The following is a 14095-nucleotide window of genomic DNA, read 5'->3' as shown; positions in this document are numbered from 1 at the left end:
GGCTTGTGTCTACGATGATTATCGACAAAACAAGCGAATACTCAAGTTTTATCGACATGTCAAAACTAGCCCGCATTTCCATCGACGGCCGCCCGCAATGGGCCGGCTTCCACGACGGCCACCTCGTCTCCCTCGATGCCCAGCTGCCGGCGAACGCCGACATGGCGACGGTCGCCGGCTTTGTCGCCGGCAAGCCCGACCTGTCGAAGGCGCCGCGGCTGGACTCGGCCACGGTCCGCTGGCTCACCCCGGTCGAGCGGCCGGGCAAGGTGATCTGCCTGGGGCTCAACTACGCCGCCCACGCGGCCGAGGGCGGCAATGCCAAGCCCGAGTACCCGGCCTTCTTCTTCCGCGGCGCCACCTCGCTCATCGCCCACGAGGCGCCCCTGGTCCGCCCGCACGTGTCGAACAGCCTCGACTTCGAGGCCGAGCTGGCGGTGGTCATCGGCAACCGCTCGCGTCACCTCAAGCCGGGCAACGCCCTGTCCGCGGTGCTGGGCTATGCCTGCTTCAACGACGGCACGCTGCGCGACTACCAGCGCCGCAGCACGCAGTGGACGATCGGCAAGAACTTCGACGGCACCGGCCCCTTCGGTCCCTGGCTGGTGCCCGCGGCCGACCTGCCGTCCGGCGCCAAGGGCCTGCACATCGAGTCGCGCCTGAACGGGCAGGTGATGCAGAGCGACAACACGTCCAACATGATCGTGTCGGTCGAGGACGCCCTGGTCCTGCTGAGCGAGGTGCTCACGCTGGAGCCGGGCGACGTCATCGCCATGGGCACGCCCTCGGGCGTGGGCTATGCGCGCAAGCCGCCGGTGTGGATGCAGCCGGGCGACCGGATCGAGATCGAGATCGAGGGCGTCGGCCTCCTGGCCAACACCGTCGCGCAGGAGGCCTGAGATGCAGCCGCGCATCACCCGCCTGCCCGACGACTTCCGCTGGCCCGGCGGCCGGCGCCTGGCCGTCATCTTCAACATCGCCTACGAGGCCTGGTCCGATGGCCAGGCGCCCGGCATCGGCCCCATGGGCAACGTGCTCAAGCCCGGCTTCTTCGACACCAACGCCCACTCGTGGGGCTCGTTCGGCCTGGTGCGCGGCATCCAGCGGCTGGTGGGCATCGCCGAGAAGCACCGGGTCAAGACCAGCGTCATGGTCAACGGCGTCATCTGCGAGCGCGACCCGCAGATGGTGCGCAGGCTCGCCGACCTGGGGCACGAGATCGTGAACCACTCGTGGGGCATGGACGTGATCCCGGTCTACTTCGACGAGGCCGGCGAGCGCGCCAACCTGGCGCGCAACCACGACCTGCTGCACAAGACGGCGGGCGTGGCGCCGCTGGGCTGGATCAGCCCGCGCGGCACCGGCAGCCTGAACAGCTCGCGCCTGCTGGCCGAGGCCGGCTACCTGCACCACGGCGACGTGAACGACGACGACCGGCCCTACGTGATGGACTTCGGCGGCAAGCGCATCGTCGGCATCCCGCTGACCATGGACGTCAACGACCTGCCCACCTGCATCCGCTACGGCCAGGGGCCGCGCCACATGCTCGACACGTTCGAGGACACCTTCGCCGCCATGCGCGCCGAGCCGGTACCGCTGATGCTCGACGTGACGGCGCACACCCACGTCATGGGCCGTCCCTCGGGCGCCTGGGTGTACGAGGAGATCATGCGCCGCGTCCTGGCGACCGACGACGTCTGGGTCTGCACGCGCGAGCAGATGGCCCGTCACGTGCTGGCCACCATCCCCGCCTGATGCCGATGCAACGCCGCACGTTCCTCACTGGCGTGGGGGCGGCCGCCATGGCCGCCGCGCCGCTTGCCGCCTGGTCGCAGGCACCGGCCTGGCCGTCCCGGCCGATCCGCCTCGTGGTCGCCTTCGCCCCGGCCGGTCCGGCCGACATCATCGCGCGCCTGATGGCGCAGAAGCTCACCGAGACGCTCGGGCAGCCGGTCGTCGTGGAGAACCGGCCGGGCGCCGGCGGCAGCCTGGCCTCGGGCCAGGTCGCGCGCGCCGAGCCGGACGGCTACACGCTGCTGGTCAACACCAGCTCCTACGCAGTCAATCCCTCGATGCAGCGCAGCCTGGGCTTCGACGCCGAGAAGGACCTGGTACTGGCCTCGGTGGTCGCCTCCAGCCCCAACCTGATCACCCTGGCGCCCGGCCTGAAGGCCCGCACGCTCAAGGAGGTGATGGAGGCGGCCCGGTCCGGCGACTGGAACTACGGCACGGCGGGGGCGGGCACCACGCCGCACCTGACGGCCGAGTACATCTTCAAGGTGCTGGGCAAGGTGCCAGTCACCCACGTGCCGTACCAGGGTGCCGGGCCCGCGCTCAATGCGGCCATGGCCGGCCAGGTCCAGCTCGCGAGCGTGGCCCTGCCGGCGGCGGTCGAACTGGTCAAGGGCGGGCGCGTGCGCGGCCTGGTGGTCACCGGCAGCCGGCGCTCGCGCGTGCTGCCCGACGTGCCGACCGTGGCCGAGTCGGGCTTCCCCGGCTTCGAGGACGTCACCTGGGTCGGCGTGTTCGCGCCCGGCCGCACGCCGGACGCCGTCGTGCAGCGCGTGAACCGCGAGATCGCTCGGCTGCAGCAGGACCACGACTTCCAGGCCAAGCTGGCCGCCACCGGCTTCGAGCCGCAGGGCGGCAGCGTGGCCGAGTCGCGCGAGTACCTGCGCAGCGAACTGGCCAAGTGGGCCCGGGTCGTCAAGGAAACGGGCGCCCAGGCCCTCTGAGCCACACCGGCGCCGAGCTGGGCGAGCAACCTGCCGATGCCCCTGGTCCCGGCGGGCTGAGGTCGGTCACCGGCGGCCGAGCCTGGCGCGCCGCCGTGCACTAGTTCTGGATCGAGAGGGAGCCTCGGCGTAACAGCGCTTACGGTGGGCGATCGCGCCGGGCCGCTGCTACGGTGCCTGTTGTGGACAGACGACCGGAGACACTGATGCAAGCCGCGACCCGGGAACCACCCGACGCACTGCGCGAGAGCGTCGCCACGCTGATGCGCGACGGCATCACCGCGAAGCAGGGGGCTTTCCCGCGCGCGCTGGTGGAGGACCTGCGCGAGGACATGATGACGGCCTTCTGGGAGGCCATCCAGCGCCCCGGCGGCGCCGTCGGGCGCGGTCCGCGGCGCTGGTACGTCGAGGCCCATCCGCAGGCCTTCCGCGGCTTCGTCGACCTGGTCACCCATCCGTGGGTGTGCGCGATGGCCGAGGCCGTGCTCGGGCCGCGGTACGAGATCGTCGAGATCGGCCTGGACGTGCCGTTCCAGGGCGCGCAGTACCAGCCCTGGCACCGCGACTTCCCGTCCCCGCGCGCGACCTACGAGCAGCGCCAGATCACCTCGCTGGCCTTCAACCTCACCGGCGTCGACGTCACGCCCGACATGGGGCCGCTGGAGGTGGCGCATGGCACGCAGTGGGACGATGGCCGTTCGTGGAAGCACGGCATGTTCCCGCCGCCCGAGGCCTGCGGCCGCTATGCCGAGGGCGGCTCGCGCAAATTCCCGCAGGCCGGCGACATCAGCTGCCGCTCGGCGCTCACCCTGCACCGGGGCACCGAGCACCTGTCGCCGATCGCGCGACCGGTGCTGGTGCTGGGATACGACGCACCGGGCGCCGGCCATGCGGCCTTGCACGACCTGATGGTGACGCGGGACTTCCACGCCGCGCTGCCGGCGTCGGTGCGCGACCACCTGGTGTGCCGGGTCGTCGACCAGCTCGAGCCGATCGTGCAGAAGCACGCGATCGAGGGCCTGGTCATGGCGGGCGAGCGCTAGCGATCCGGGGGCGGCGCACGAATTGGGGAGGGTGGACTCCCCTGAAATGAGGAGGGTGACGACCTCGGCAAGGTTTTTTTTCGCTCGAAAACCCGAATTCGCTCCACACGGAAGGGCCGATCCCGGATCATGACCTGGCTGGCGCGGCGAACGCGCCAAGGATGCTCTCCATGTCGATCTGGTCCCTGGGTCTTCACCACGCGACGGCGCCGCTCGATTTCCGCGGCCGGTTCGCGCTGCCCGCCGATCGCCTGGAGCCCATGCTGCGGGACCTGCAGGAGGTCCTGCCCGGTCGGCCCGAGGTCGCGCTGCTGTCCACCTGCAACCGCACCGAGATCTACTGCACCGGCTCGCACGAGGACGTGGCGCCGGCGTTCGGCTGGCTGGCCACCTGCGGCGGCGTTCCGGCGCCGGCCCTGCGCGAGCGCGCCTTCATGCTGCAGGACGGCCAGGCGGCGCGCCATGCCTTCCGCGTCGCCTGCGGCCTCGATTCCATGGTGCTCGGCGAACCCCAGGTGCTGGGGCAGCTGAAGACGGCGGTGCGCATCGCCGAGCGCGCCGGCACGCTGGGCCCGGAGCTCAACCAGCTGTTCCAGCGCTCCTTCGCCGTCGCCAAGGAGGTGCGCAGTGCCACGGACATCGGCTCGCACTCCATCAGCGTCGCCGGGGCCGCCGTGCGGCTGGCCACCCAGCTGTTCGGTTCCCTGCAGGACCGGCGGGTGCTGTTCGTCGGCGCCGGCGAGATGGTGGAACTGGCCGCCACCCATTTCGCGGCCAAAAAGCCCCTGGCCATGGCCGTGGCCAACCGCACGCGCGAGCGCGCCGAGACCCTGGCCGCCCGCTTCGGCGCCAAGGTCGTGCGGTTGTCCGAGGTGGCCGCCCGGCTGCACCGGTTCGACGTGGTCGTCAGCTGCACCGGCGCCCAGGAGCCCCTGGTCAGCGCCGCCGCCGTGCAGCAGGCGATGGCGCGGCGCCGGCAGGCGCCGATGCTGCTGGTCGACCTGGCGGTGCCGCGCGACATCGAGTCGGCGGCCGGATCGGTGCCCCACGTGCACCTGCACGACCTCGACGACCTGTCGCGGATCGTCAGCGCCGGCCGCGCCGGACGCTCGGCCGCCGTGGCGCAGGCCGAAGGCCTCATTGCCGTGGCGGTGGACAGCTTCGAGCAGTGGCTGTCGCAGCGCCACTCGGTGCCCCTGATCCGGCAGCTGCACGCACGTGCCGAGGAGTGGAGGACGCTGGAGCTGGTGCGGGCGCGCCGGCTGCTGGCCCGCAGCGAAGGCATCGAGGCGGTGCTGCAGGCGTTCTCGCGCGGGCTGATGAACAAGGTGCTGCACGGCGCGATCGCCGAGCTCAAGACCGCGGACGTCGAGGCCCACGCACGCGCCCGGTCGGCGGTCCATCAGTTCTTCCTGCGCGATGAGCGCCAGGAGCGCCGGGAGCGGCCGCGATGCTGATCCCGGGAACGCCGGCACCCTGGTTCGTGGCGCGCGCGACGGGCAAGCCGCGCTTCCACATCCACACGATGGGCGGCCACGTTCTCGTGCTGTGCTTCTTCGGCTCGTCGGCCTCACCGGCCAGCGCCCGCGTGCTGCAGGACCTGCACCGCCACGCCGCCGTCTCCGACGACGCCGGGGCCTTCTTCTTCGGCATCAGCACCGACCCGCAGGACGAGGAGCTCGGGCGCGTGCGTGACCAGCTGCCGGGCCTGCGCTACTTCTGGGACTTCGACCGCTCGGTGTCCACGCTGTACCAGGCCGCCGACACCCCCTGCACGGTGATCCTCGACGAGCGCCTGCGCGTGGTCGCGGTGCTCGACCTGCGCCAGGAGCCGGAAACCCACCTCCGGCGCGTCATGGCCGTGGTGCGCAGCCTACGCCAGCCGGCCCCCGGCGCCGCCGACGCCGACGCCGCGTTCGCGCCGGTGCTGGTGGTGCCGCGCGTCTTCGAGCCGGCGCTGTGCGAGGCCCTGATCCGCTACCACGGCGTCACCGGCGGCCAGGAGTCGGGCACCATGCGGGAGGAGGCCGGCCTCACGGTGGAGCATCACGACTACGGCTTCAAGCGCCGCCGCGACCGCAACATCGACGATGCCGCGCTGGGCCGCGCCTGCCAGAGCCGCATCCAGGAGCGGCTGCTGCCGGAAGTCCAGAGGGCGTTCCAGTTCCGGGCCACGCGGATGGAGCGACTGCTGGTGGCCTGCTATGACGCCAGCACGAACGACCATTTCCGCGCCCACCGCGACAACACCACGCGCGGCACGAGCCACCGGCGCTTCGCCGTCTCGGTGGTGCTCAACACCGGCCAGTTTGAAGGCGGCGAGCTGCGCTTTCCCGAATTCGGCAACCGCCTGTATGCGCCGCCGCCGGGCGGAGCCGTGGTGTTCTCCTGCTCGCTGCTGCACGAGGCCACCCCGGTGACCCGCGGCAAGCGCTACGTGTTCCTGCCGTTCCTCTATGACGAGGAGGGCGCCCGCGAGCGGCTGGAGAACCGGCGCTACCTGGCGTCGCGGCAGCCGGCCGCGGACGAAGGCGACGGGGCGCAGCCGCCGCAGGCCGCGGTGGCCCCGTCGCCCGGCCGTCAGTCGTCGAACGCGGCGTCGACTTCCTCGATCTCCAACTTGGCGTAGATCGCGGCGGCGCCGCTGAGGTCCCAGACGGCGGCGCCGTTGCGCACCTTCTCGATGACCTCGTCTTCCTTGCTCATCTTGGCCTGGGCGGCAGCGACGACGCGCGCGGCGTCCTTGCGCGGCACGGCGATGACGCCGTCGCCATCGGCCACGATCAGGTCGCCGGGACACACGTTCACGCCTTCGCACACCACGGGCGCGTTGACGTAGCCGTGGCCGGACTTGTCCGGGTGGATTGGCGAGATGTGGGTCGACCACACCGGGAAGCCCAGCTCGCGCACCTGGTCGATGTCGCGCGCGCTGCCTTGCACCACCACGCCGGCCAGTCCCTTCTTCATCGCGTAGCGGGTGGCCAGGTCGCCCCACTGCGCGCCGGACAGCTCGGCCTGGCAGACCACGACCAGCACGTCGCCGGGCTGGGCCAGGTAGAGCGCGCGGTGCATCATCAGGTTGTCGCCCGGCCAGCAGAACGCCGTGACGGCCGGCCCGGCGATCTTCTGGCCCGGTTGCAGCGGCCGCATGCGGCCTGCCATCAGCGCCGCGCGGCCGGGCGGGCCCATGGCCTCGTGGATGTCGGCGACGGTGATCTCGCGCGCCTTGGCGACGATGTCGGCCGGGACGCGGTTGACCTTGAGGTAGACCTTGGACGGGCTCATGGGCGTCAGGCCTTCGGCACGCAGTAGTCGCCGGCCGCCAGGCGGAAGGTCGTGCGCTTCATCAGGCGCGGCTGGTCCAGCCGCATCTCGTCGCGGCGGTGCATGGTGCAGCCGTTGTCCCACATCAGCAGGTCGCCGTTGTGCACCTTGTGCCGGTAGACCAGCGACGGGTGGCCGCCGGCTTCGAACAGGATGGGCATCACGCGGGCGGCTTCTTCGTCGGACAGGCCTTCGATGGCCACCAGCGTGGTGGGGTCGGCATAGAGCGCCTTGCGGCCGGTGCGCGGGTGCGTGAGCACCAGCGGGTGCTGCGCGTCGGGAAGGCTCAGCATCGCGTTGGCCTTTTCCTTGTCCTTGAGCTCCAGCGCATTGAGCATCGCGTAGCGCTTGGCGTAGCGGTAGGTGCCGTTGCGGCCCTCGATCAGCTGCTGGATGTCCTTGGGCAGGCGGTCCCAGGCGCCGTACTGGTCGGCCCAGTAGATGTCGCCGCCGTCGCGCGGCACTTCGGTGCCGTACAGCATGGCGCCGGTGGCCGGACGGACCTGGTAGGTCTGGTCGGAGTGCCAGTCGACGTCGTCGCCGCCGGCGAAGCCGCCGACGAAGTTGCCGTTGGCGTACTTCAGCGTGCTGAAGTAGATGATCTGTTCCTGGTAGGGCGACTGGATGTCCTTGCGGCCGGTGGTCTCGCACTTGCCGAAGCGCTCGGTGAAGCGCACCAGTTCCGATTCCTCCAGCGACTGGCGGCGGAAGATCATCACCGGCGACTTCTGCCACAGGCCTTTGAGTTCCTCGATCGCATCCGGATCGTCGAGGATGTCCATCACGGGGACGTGCACCTCGGTGGCGAAGGTGCTGTGCAGGGGGGTGGTGCGGATCTTGGGCATGCGGGACCTCATTCGGGTTTCATCTGGGCCGTCTTGATCACGTGGGCGTAGTTGCGGCGCTCCTCGGCCAGCCACGCGTTCAGTTCGGCATTGGTGCGCACGGGGGCGCGTTCGAAGCCCAGGTCGGCCAGGGCTTTCTGGGTCTCGGGCAGGTCGAGGATCTTGCGCATCTCGGCGGCCAGCCTGGCCTGGATGTCGGCGGGCACGCCCTTGGGCGTCATCAGCGCGTTCCAGGCGGCGATGTTGAAGTTGGCCAGGCCCTGTTCGCTCGCGGTCTTCACGCCCGGCATGGAGCCCATGGGCGCGGCGGTGGTCACGGCCAGCGGCTTGATCTTGCCCAGCTGCGTGCGCGTGGCGGCCACGGTGTCGATCAGCACCTGCACGTGGCCACCGAGCACGGCGGTCATCGAGTCGGCCGAGCCCTTGAACTTCACCGCGAACAGCGGCACGTCCCGCTGCTTGAGCATCTCGAACACCAGCTGGCCGGTGACGCTGGGAATGGCGGCGTTCACCTGGCCCGGCTGCTTCCTTGCGAGCGCAATCAGCTCGGTGAGCGAGTTGACCGGGCTGTTCGGGCCGGTGGAGATGGCGAACGGGATCAGCGCCGTCAGCACGATGGCGTCGAAATCCTTGTCGGCATCGAAACCCGTGTTGTCGAACAGCGCCGGGTTCATCGCGTGCGTGCCCGAGGCGCCCATGATCAGCGTGTAGCCGTCCGGGGTGGCGCGCGCCGCGACGGCGGTCCCGATGTTGCCGGACGCGCCGGGCCGGTTCTCGACGAAGAAGCTCTGGCCCATGGCCTGCGTCAGCTTGGTCGCGAAGTAGCGGGTGGCGATGTCGGTGCTCTGGCCCGCGGGGTAGGCCACGATGATCTTCACCGGGCGGTTGGGGTAGTCGGCATGGCCTTGCGCGTGGGCGAGGCCGGCGGTGGCCAGCAGGGGCGCGGCGGCGAGAGCCAGCAGCTGGCGGCGGATGGTCGAGGGCACGGCTTGTCTCCTGTTTCGGCCGCCGACCTTAGCGCCCGCTACGGGGCGCGACGACCGGGAAGTCAGTCGAAGTTTCATGTTTTGAAACTCTTGGTGACTGGCAGGAGGAGCTGGGCCGCACGCTCAGGCGGTCTCGTGCTGGGCTGCCTGCAGCACAGGCGCGGGCGCCGCCTGCGGCGCGGCCGGTTGCCGGTCGGCCGTTGCCGGCCACAGGTAGCCGCGGTGCAGCGAATCGAAGGCGCGGCAGCCGATCTGGGCCAGCACCATGTCGACCTCGTTGCGCACGATCTGCAGCGCACGGTCGATGCCGGCCCGGCCGCCGGCGGCGGCAGCGAACAGGGTGGGGCGGCCGAACAGGGCGGCCTTGGCGCCGAGGCAGCGCGCGATCACGATGTCCGAGCCGCGGCGCACGCCGCTGTCGAGGATGAGCTCCGTGTCGTCGCCGACGGCGGCGCGGATCGCCGGCAGCATCTCCAGCGGCGACGGTGCGGCGTCGAGCTGGCGGCCGCCGTGGTTGGACACCACCAGCGCGTCGGCGCCCAGCCGCGTGGCCTGGCGCGCGTCGTCGGGATGCAGCAGGCCCTTGACGACCAGCGGGCCCGGCCAGGCTTCGCGGATGCGCTGCAGGTGGCCCCACGACACCATGGGGGCGGGCGTCAGCGTGCCGTACAGGTCGGCCACCTGCGCGGCGTTCGCGCCGGCCGGCCCGTAGGGCTGCCAGTTGCGCATCATCGGGATGCCGCCGGTGCGCAGGTAGCGCAGCACCCAGGCCGGATGCGCCAGCGCTTCCAGCACCACGCCGGGCGTCATGCGGAAGGGGCGGCTGAAGCCGTTGCGGCGGTTGCGCTCGCGGTTCGAGTTGACCGGCACGTCGACCGACACCACCAGCACGCGCACGCCGGCGGCGCGCGCCCGGCGCACCAGGTCGGCGTTGATCGCCTCGTCGCGGGTGCAGTACATCTGGAACCAGACGTGCTCGGGCGCGGCGCGCACCACGTCCTCGAGCGACCCGTTGGCGGCGCTGGACAGCAGGAAGGGCACGTTGGCGGCTGCGGCGGCCTGCGCCAGCAACACGTCGGCGTCGGGGCAGAACAGGCCGGCCAGGCCGGTCGGGGAGATGCCGAACGGGCTCGCGTAGCGGCGGCCCAGCAGCACCGTCGACTGGTCGCGCTCGCTCACGTCGACCAGGTAGCGCGGCAGCAGCCGGTATTGCTGGAACGCGTCGCGGTTGCGTTGCAGGCAGTGTTCGTCGTCGGCCCCGCCTTCGATGAAGTCGAAGGCGATGCGCGGAAGCTTGCGGCGCGCAATGGCCCGGAAGTCGTCGAGGTTGATCGCGGAGCGGAAATCCATGGGCCCGAACGTTATCGGTCCCGGCGGCGCCGCCCAAGGGCTGCGCCGGGTGAAGTTTCACATCCTGAACCTTATGCTTCGGCCACGCGCGGGCTGAACAGCAGCCGCGCGGCGTCGGCCTCGAGCTGCCGGGCCATGCGGTCGAGTTCCGGCCGCACGTCCTGCGGGCTGGCCGCCGGGAAGCGTTCCTCGGTGCCGACCAGGCACAGTGCGGCGAACGGCTGGCCGTCGGGTGCGTGCACGGCCACGGCGAAGGCATGGACGCCGCTCACCACGTCGCCCAGGTTGACGCCGAAGCCATGCCGCTGCGACCGCTCGCGCATCGCCGCCAGCGCGTCCAGGCGCACGGCGCCGCGCTTGGCGACCTCCTGCGCGACGTTGTTCTCGAGCACCTCGGCGGCCTCGTCGGGCGGCAGCGCCTGCAGGATGGCGACGCCGCCGACCGAGGTGAAGAGCGGGCGGCGCGTGCCCTGGTCGACCATCAGCCCCGGCACCTTGGCCGGGCCGGCGCGCACGCTGCACACGTACTCGCAGCCGCTGCGCAGCAGCAGCAGTGCGCTGGCGTCGATGCGGCGCACCCAGGCCGCCAGCTGCTTCTCGGCGGCGCCCTGGAAGGCATGCTGGCCGTGCAGCGACAGCCCGAGTTCGTACAGCAGCGGGCCGGGCAGGTAGCGCTTGTCGCCGGGGCGTTGCTGCACCAGCCGCTCGATCACCAGGGCGGCCAGCATGCGGTGCGCCGTTCCCTTGTCGAGGCCGCAGGCGGCGGCGAGGTCGGACAGGCGCCAGCCGATGTCGCCGCGCGTGGCGAGCACGCGCAGCAGCTTGATGCCGCGCGCGAGGCTCTGGGTGCCAGTGGGCATGTCCATGCCCGATTGTCCAGCGATCGGGCAGGGCCCGCATCGAGGCCGACCCTAGCGGCCGGGCTCAGCGCCAGGCGTGGTTGGCGGTGGGGGTGATGACCACCTCGTTCACGCAGGCGCGCGGCGGCATCCGCGCCACCATCTGCACCACCGCCGCCACGTCGTCCGGCTGCAGCATGCGGGCCAGTTCCTGCGGCGTCGGCGGCACCGCGCGGCGCGCCATGATGGGCGTCGCGGTTTCGCCCGGCGACAGCGCGCAGGCGCGGATGCCGTGCCGGTGTTCCTCCATGTTCAGCGTCTGCGTGAGCGCGATCACGGCGCTCTTGGCGGCGTTGTAGGCCGGGCCGGCCTTGCCGGACGGAAAGCGGCCGGCCCAGGACGCGATGTTGATCACCAGGCCCGCGCCCTTCGCTCGCATGCCGGGCAACACCGCGCGGATGCAGTGGTAGGTGCCGGTGACGTTGACGTCGAACACACGCTGCCAGTCGGGAGGTTCGACCTCGGACCAGGCCCGGCGCGCCACGTTCAGGCCGGCCGAGTTGACCAGGATGTCGACGCCGCCGAAGCCGGCTGCGATGTGCTGCGCGGCGGCCTGGACGGCGGCGCCGTCGGTGACATCGGCCGCGACGGCGTGCACCGGTCCGGCCAGGCCTCGCAGCTCGTCGGCCGCGTGTTCCAGGTTGGCCGCGTCCCGCGCGGTGAGCACCACGGTGGCGCCGTCCTGGGCCAGCAGGCGCGCGCTGGCCAGCCCGATGCCGCTGCTGGCACCCGATATCCAGGCCACCTGGCCGTGCAGCGGCCCGCTCATGCCGGCGCCGCCACGACGTCGGGCGTGAAGAAGGTCAGGGGCGGGAATGCGTTCGGGTCGCACACCACGTCGATCAGCGTCGTGACGGCGGACCGCCGGGCCTGCTGCAGGGCCGGCGCCAGTTCGTCGGGATGCGTCACGCGGATGCCGTCGCAGCCGCAGGCGCGGGCGATGGCCGCGTGGTCCACCGGCGCGAAGTCCACCGCGGTGGTGTGGGCCCCGTACTTCACGTTCTCGGCATGCTTCTGGAAGCCGAGGATGCCGTTGTTCAGGACGATCAGCGTCACCCGCAGGCCGCCGCGGGCGGCCGTCTCCAGCTCGGACCAGACGTGGCCGAAGCCGCCGTCGCCGGCCACGCAGAACACCTCGGCATCGGGCCGGGCTACCTTGGCCCCCAGCGCCATGGGGAAGCCCCAGCCCAGGCCGGCCAGCCCGCGCGGCGTGAGGAAGCGCATGCCGGCGCGCCGGCTGGTGAGGTAGTTGCTCGTCCACACCGACGAGTAGCTGGCGTCGGACACCACCAGGCTGTCCGGCGTGAGCACCCGGTCGAGCTCCTGCATCACGCGCTCGGGCCGCACCGGCACGGCGGCGGACCCGACGACGGCCTGGGCCTCGCGGCGGTGCGCGTCGCGGGCGCCGGCGATGCGGCCCTGCAGCGCCGTGCGCTGGCCGGCGCGCACCGACAGGTCGGCGGCGGCCAGTTCGCGCGTGAGTGCCGCCAGCGTCTCGCGGGCGTCGCCCACCAGCCGCAGCGCCTCGTAGTTGCGGCCCACCTCGGTGGGATCGGCATCGAGGTGGATGTAGGTCGCGCCGCGCGGGTACAGCTTCCAGGAGTCGGTGCCGTTCTGGTTGGTGCGCGTGCCCACCAGCAGGACCACGTCGGCCTGCGTCACGAGTTCTCGGTGGTGGCGGGTGGCGCCGTTGCGTCCCATGAAGTAGCCGACCACGCCGATCGAGAGCGGGTGCAGTTCGTCGACCGCGCCCTTGCCCATCACGGTGGTGGCCACCGGCAGGTGGGCGGCCTCCTGCAGGGCCGCCAGCGCGTCGTGCGCGCCGGACAGGTGCACGCCGCCGCCGGCGATCACGAGCGGCGCGCGGGCGCCGGCCAGCAGCGTCGCGGCCTGGCGCAGCGCGTCCGGGGCCGCCACCGGCCGGTCGAGCGGGAAGCGGCCCAGGTTCGCGCGGCGCTGCGCGGGCGGGGCCGCTTCCTGCAGCAGGTCGGCCGGCAGCAGCAGGACCACCGGGCCGGGCCGGCCGGAGCAGGCGGCGACGAACGCCTGGTCGACGTAGTCCTCGACCCGGGAGGCTTCGGTGACGCGCCGGATCCACTTGGCGCAGCCGGCGAACAGCTGCAGGTGGTCCAGGTCCTGGAAGGCATTGCGGTCGGTGTCGGCCCGGTTGACGTCCTGCACCAGCGCGATGAGGGGCACGGACGCCTTGAGGGCCTCGGCCAGCGGCGCCACCAGCAGCGTGGCGGCCGGGCCGTTCTGCGCGGTGACGATGGACGGCCGCAGCGTCAGGCGAGCGTGGGCGTCGGCCATGTAGCCGCCGGCGTTCTCGGTCCGGTACGCCAGCTGCCGGATGCCGGCCTGCTCGCACGCCAGGTGCAGCATCGAGGGCAGGCTCTGGCCGAACACGACCTCCACGCCGTGCCGCTGGAGGGCCTGCGCGATCAGGTGCGCGACGGTGCCCGAGAACTTCAGGCCCGGCGCGAGCAGCGGCGCGGGCAGGGGAGGGTTGGAAGTCATCGCTTGGCGAGCAGGTCGTGCAGTTGGAAGGAATCGGGGACGGCCAGGATCAGGCTCTTGCGCGGGCCGAGCAGTTCGCGCGTGCGGTGGCCTTCACCCGTCAGGTCCTCGGCGAAGAGGGCGTCGCCGGGGCCGAACACCCGGCTGGAGCCGTCGCCCACGGTGAGTTCGGTGGCGCCCCACAGCGTGATGACGAACTGCCGCCGCGGCGGGGTGTGGAAATCCGGCCCGCTGTCCATGAACGACTCGCGGAAGACGAACTGCGTGACCGGGATGGACGCCGTCTTCTGCGAACGCAGGGTGCCGAGCTCGAACAGCGACATCGGCAGCTCGAGGTCCTCGAAATGGGAACGCTGGTCCGCGCCGGTGTAGACGCGGACGACCTTGGTCACGGGC

The 14095-nt window shown here is 71.7% G+C and carries 14 protein-coding genes; 6 read left to right on the top strand and 8 right to left on the bottom strand.

All coding sequences use genetic code 11. The features are described 5' to 3' along the window. Nucleotides 1-56 precede the first annotated feature (56 nt). The 6 genes from GON04_RS03610 to GON04_RS03585 all read left to right on the top strand — a co-directional run bounded on the left by GON04_RS03610 (nt 57) and on the right by GON04_RS03585 (nt 6407). Nucleotides 57-899, top strand: a complete 843-nt coding sequence (locus GON04_RS03610; RefSeq protein WP_157396615.1) for a fumarylacetoacetate hydrolase family protein — start codon at nt 57-59, stop codon at nt 897-899. Between the two features lies 1 nt (nt 900). Next, nucleotides 901-1755: a polysaccharide deacetylase family protein gene (locus GON04_RS03605; RefSeq protein WP_157396614.1), complete on the top strand. Its 855-nt coding sequence runs from the start codon at nt 901-903 to the stop codon at nt 1753-1755. Then, complete coding sequence (locus GON04_RS03600; RefSeq protein WP_198349203.1) at nt 1755-2735, top strand: tripartite tricarboxylate transporter substrate binding protein; 981 nt, start codon at nt 1755-1757, stop codon at nt 2733-2735. Before GON04_RS03605 ends, GON04_RS03600 begins: the two co-directional genes overlap by 1 nt. A gap of 206 nt (nt 2736-2941) precedes the next feature. After that, nucleotides 2942-3778 carry a phytanoyl-CoA dioxygenase family protein gene (locus GON04_RS03595; RefSeq protein ID WP_157396612.1) on the top strand — a complete coding sequence of 279 codons (837 nt, stop codon included), beginning with the start codon at nt 2942-2944 and terminating at the stop codon, nt 3776-3778. 170 nt (nt 3779-3948) lie between these two features. After that, nucleotides 3949-5235, top strand: coding sequence for a glutamyl-tRNA reductase (gene hemA / locus GON04_RS03590; protein WP_157396611.1), 1287 nt, complete (start codon nt 3949-3951; stop codon nt 5233-5235). Beyond that, complete coding sequence (locus GON04_RS03585; RefSeq protein WP_157396610.1) at nt 5229-6407, top strand: 2OG-Fe(II) oxygenase; 1179 nt, start codon at nt 5229-5231, stop codon at nt 6405-6407. Before hemA ends, GON04_RS03585 begins: the two co-directional genes overlap by 7 nt. Here the strand turns inward: GON04_RS03585 and GON04_RS03580 are convergent. The 8 genes from GON04_RS03580 to GON04_RS03545 all read right to left on the bottom strand — a co-directional run bounded on the left by GON04_RS03580 (nt 6359) and on the right by GON04_RS03545 (nt 14091). Next, nucleotides 6359-7063, bottom strand: a complete 705-nt coding sequence (locus tag GON04_RS03580; RefSeq protein ID WP_157396609.1) for a 4-carboxy-4-hydroxy-2-oxoadipate aldolase/oxaloacetate decarboxylase — start codon at nt 7061-7063, stop codon at nt 6359-6361. The genes GON04_RS03585 and GON04_RS03580 overlap by 49 nt on opposite strands. A 5-nt stretch (nt 7064-7068) precedes the next feature. Beyond that, on the bottom strand, nt 7069-7947 hold the full coding sequence (locus GON04_RS03575; RefSeq protein WP_157396608.1) for a TauD/TfdA dioxygenase family protein: 879 nt from the start codon (nt 7945-7947) through the stop codon (nt 7069-7071). An 8-nt stretch (nt 7948-7955) separates the two neighbouring features. After that, nucleotides 7956-8933 (bottom strand): tripartite tricarboxylate transporter substrate-binding protein, encoded by a 978-nt coding sequence (locus GON04_RS03570; protein ID WP_157396607.1) that lies wholly within the window; start codon nt 8931-8933, stop codon nt 7956-7958. Nucleotides 8934-9056: 123 nt separating this feature from the next. After that, nucleotides 9057-10283, bottom strand: a complete 1227-nt coding sequence (locus GON04_RS03565; protein ID WP_157396606.1) for an alpha-hydroxy acid oxidase — start codon at nt 10281-10283, stop codon at nt 9057-9059. A 71-nt stretch (nt 10284-10354) separates the two neighbouring features. Beyond that, complete coding sequence (locus tag GON04_RS03560; protein WP_157396605.1) at nt 10355-11149, bottom strand: IclR family transcriptional regulator; 795 nt, start codon at nt 11147-11149, stop codon at nt 10355-10357. Nucleotides 11150-11207: 58 nt separating this feature from the next. Further along, a complete protein-coding gene (locus GON04_RS03555; RefSeq protein WP_157396604.1) occupies nt 11208-11951 on the bottom strand; it encodes an SDR family oxidoreductase in 744 nt (247 codons plus the stop codon). Further along, on the bottom strand, nt 11948-13699 hold the full coding sequence (locus GON04_RS03550; RefSeq protein WP_157396603.1) for an acetolactate synthase catalytic subunit: 1752 nt from the start codon (nt 13697-13699) through the stop codon (nt 11948-11950). The genes GON04_RS03555 and GON04_RS03550 overlap by 4 nt, the downstream gene beginning before the upstream one ends. After that, entirely contained in the window at nt 13696-14091 is a 396-nt protein-coding gene (locus GON04_RS03545; RefSeq protein WP_181653866.1) for a cupin domain-containing protein, read from the bottom strand. Before GON04_RS03545 ends, GON04_RS03550 begins: the two co-directional genes overlap by 4 nt. Between the last annotated feature and the right edge of the window lie 4 nt (nt 14092-14095).

This window comes from Ramlibacter pinisoli (genome assembly GCF_009758015.1).
GTDB classification, from domain to species: Bacteria; Pseudomonadota; Gammaproteobacteria; order Burkholderiales; family Burkholderiaceae_C; genus Ramlibacter; species Ramlibacter pinisoli.
Note: the sequence above shows the minus strand (reverse complement) of the source record. Positions and strands in the feature narration are given on the sequence as shown.

Excerpts from the sequence above, each read along its gene's own strand:
- GON04_RS03610 (WP_157396615.1), top strand. The coding sequence starts at position 57 with ATGTCAAAACTAGCCCGCATTTCCATCGACGGCCGCCCGCAATGGGCC.
- GON04_RS03605 (WP_157396614.1), top strand. The coding sequence starts at position 901 with ATGCAGCCGCGCATCACCCGCCTGCCCGACGACTTCCGCTGGCCCGGC.
- GON04_RS03600 (WP_198349203.1), top strand. The coding sequence starts at position 1,755 with ATGCCGATGCAACGCCGCACGTTCCTCACTGGCGTGGGGGCGGCCGCC.
- GON04_RS03595 (WP_157396612.1), top strand. The coding sequence starts at position 2,942 with ATGCAAGCCGCGACCCGGGAACCACCCGACGCACTGCGCGAGAGCGTC.
- hemA (WP_157396611.1), top strand. The coding sequence starts at position 3,949 with ATGTCGATCTGGTCCCTGGGTCTTCACCACGCGACGGCGCCGCTCGAT.
- GON04_RS03585 (WP_157396610.1), top strand. The coding sequence starts at position 5,229 with ATGCTGATCCCGGGAACGCCGGCACCCTGGTTCGTGGCGCGCGCGACG.
- GON04_RS03580 (WP_157396609.1), bottom strand. The coding sequence starts at position 7,063 with ATGAGCCCGTCCAAGGTCTACCTCAAGGTCAACCGCGTCCCGGCCGAC.
- GON04_RS03575 (WP_157396608.1), bottom strand. The coding sequence starts at position 7,947 with ATGCCCAAGATCCGCACCACCCCCCTGCACAGCACCTTCGCCACCGAG.
- GON04_RS03565 (WP_157396606.1), bottom strand. The coding sequence starts at position 10,283 with ATGGATTTCCGCTCCGCGATCAACCTCGACGACTTCCGGGCCATTGCG.
- GON04_RS03560 (WP_157396605.1), bottom strand. The coding sequence starts at position 11,149 with ATGGACATGCCCACTGGCACCCAGAGCCTCGCGCGCGGCATCAAGCTG.
- GON04_RS03555 (WP_157396604.1), bottom strand. The coding sequence starts at position 11,951 with ATGAGCGGGCCGCTGCACGGCCAGGTGGCCTGGATATCGGGTGCCAGC.
- GON04_RS03550 (WP_157396603.1), bottom strand. The coding sequence starts at position 13,699 with ATGACTTCCAACCCTCCCCTGCCCGCGCCGCTGCTCGCGCCGGGCCTG.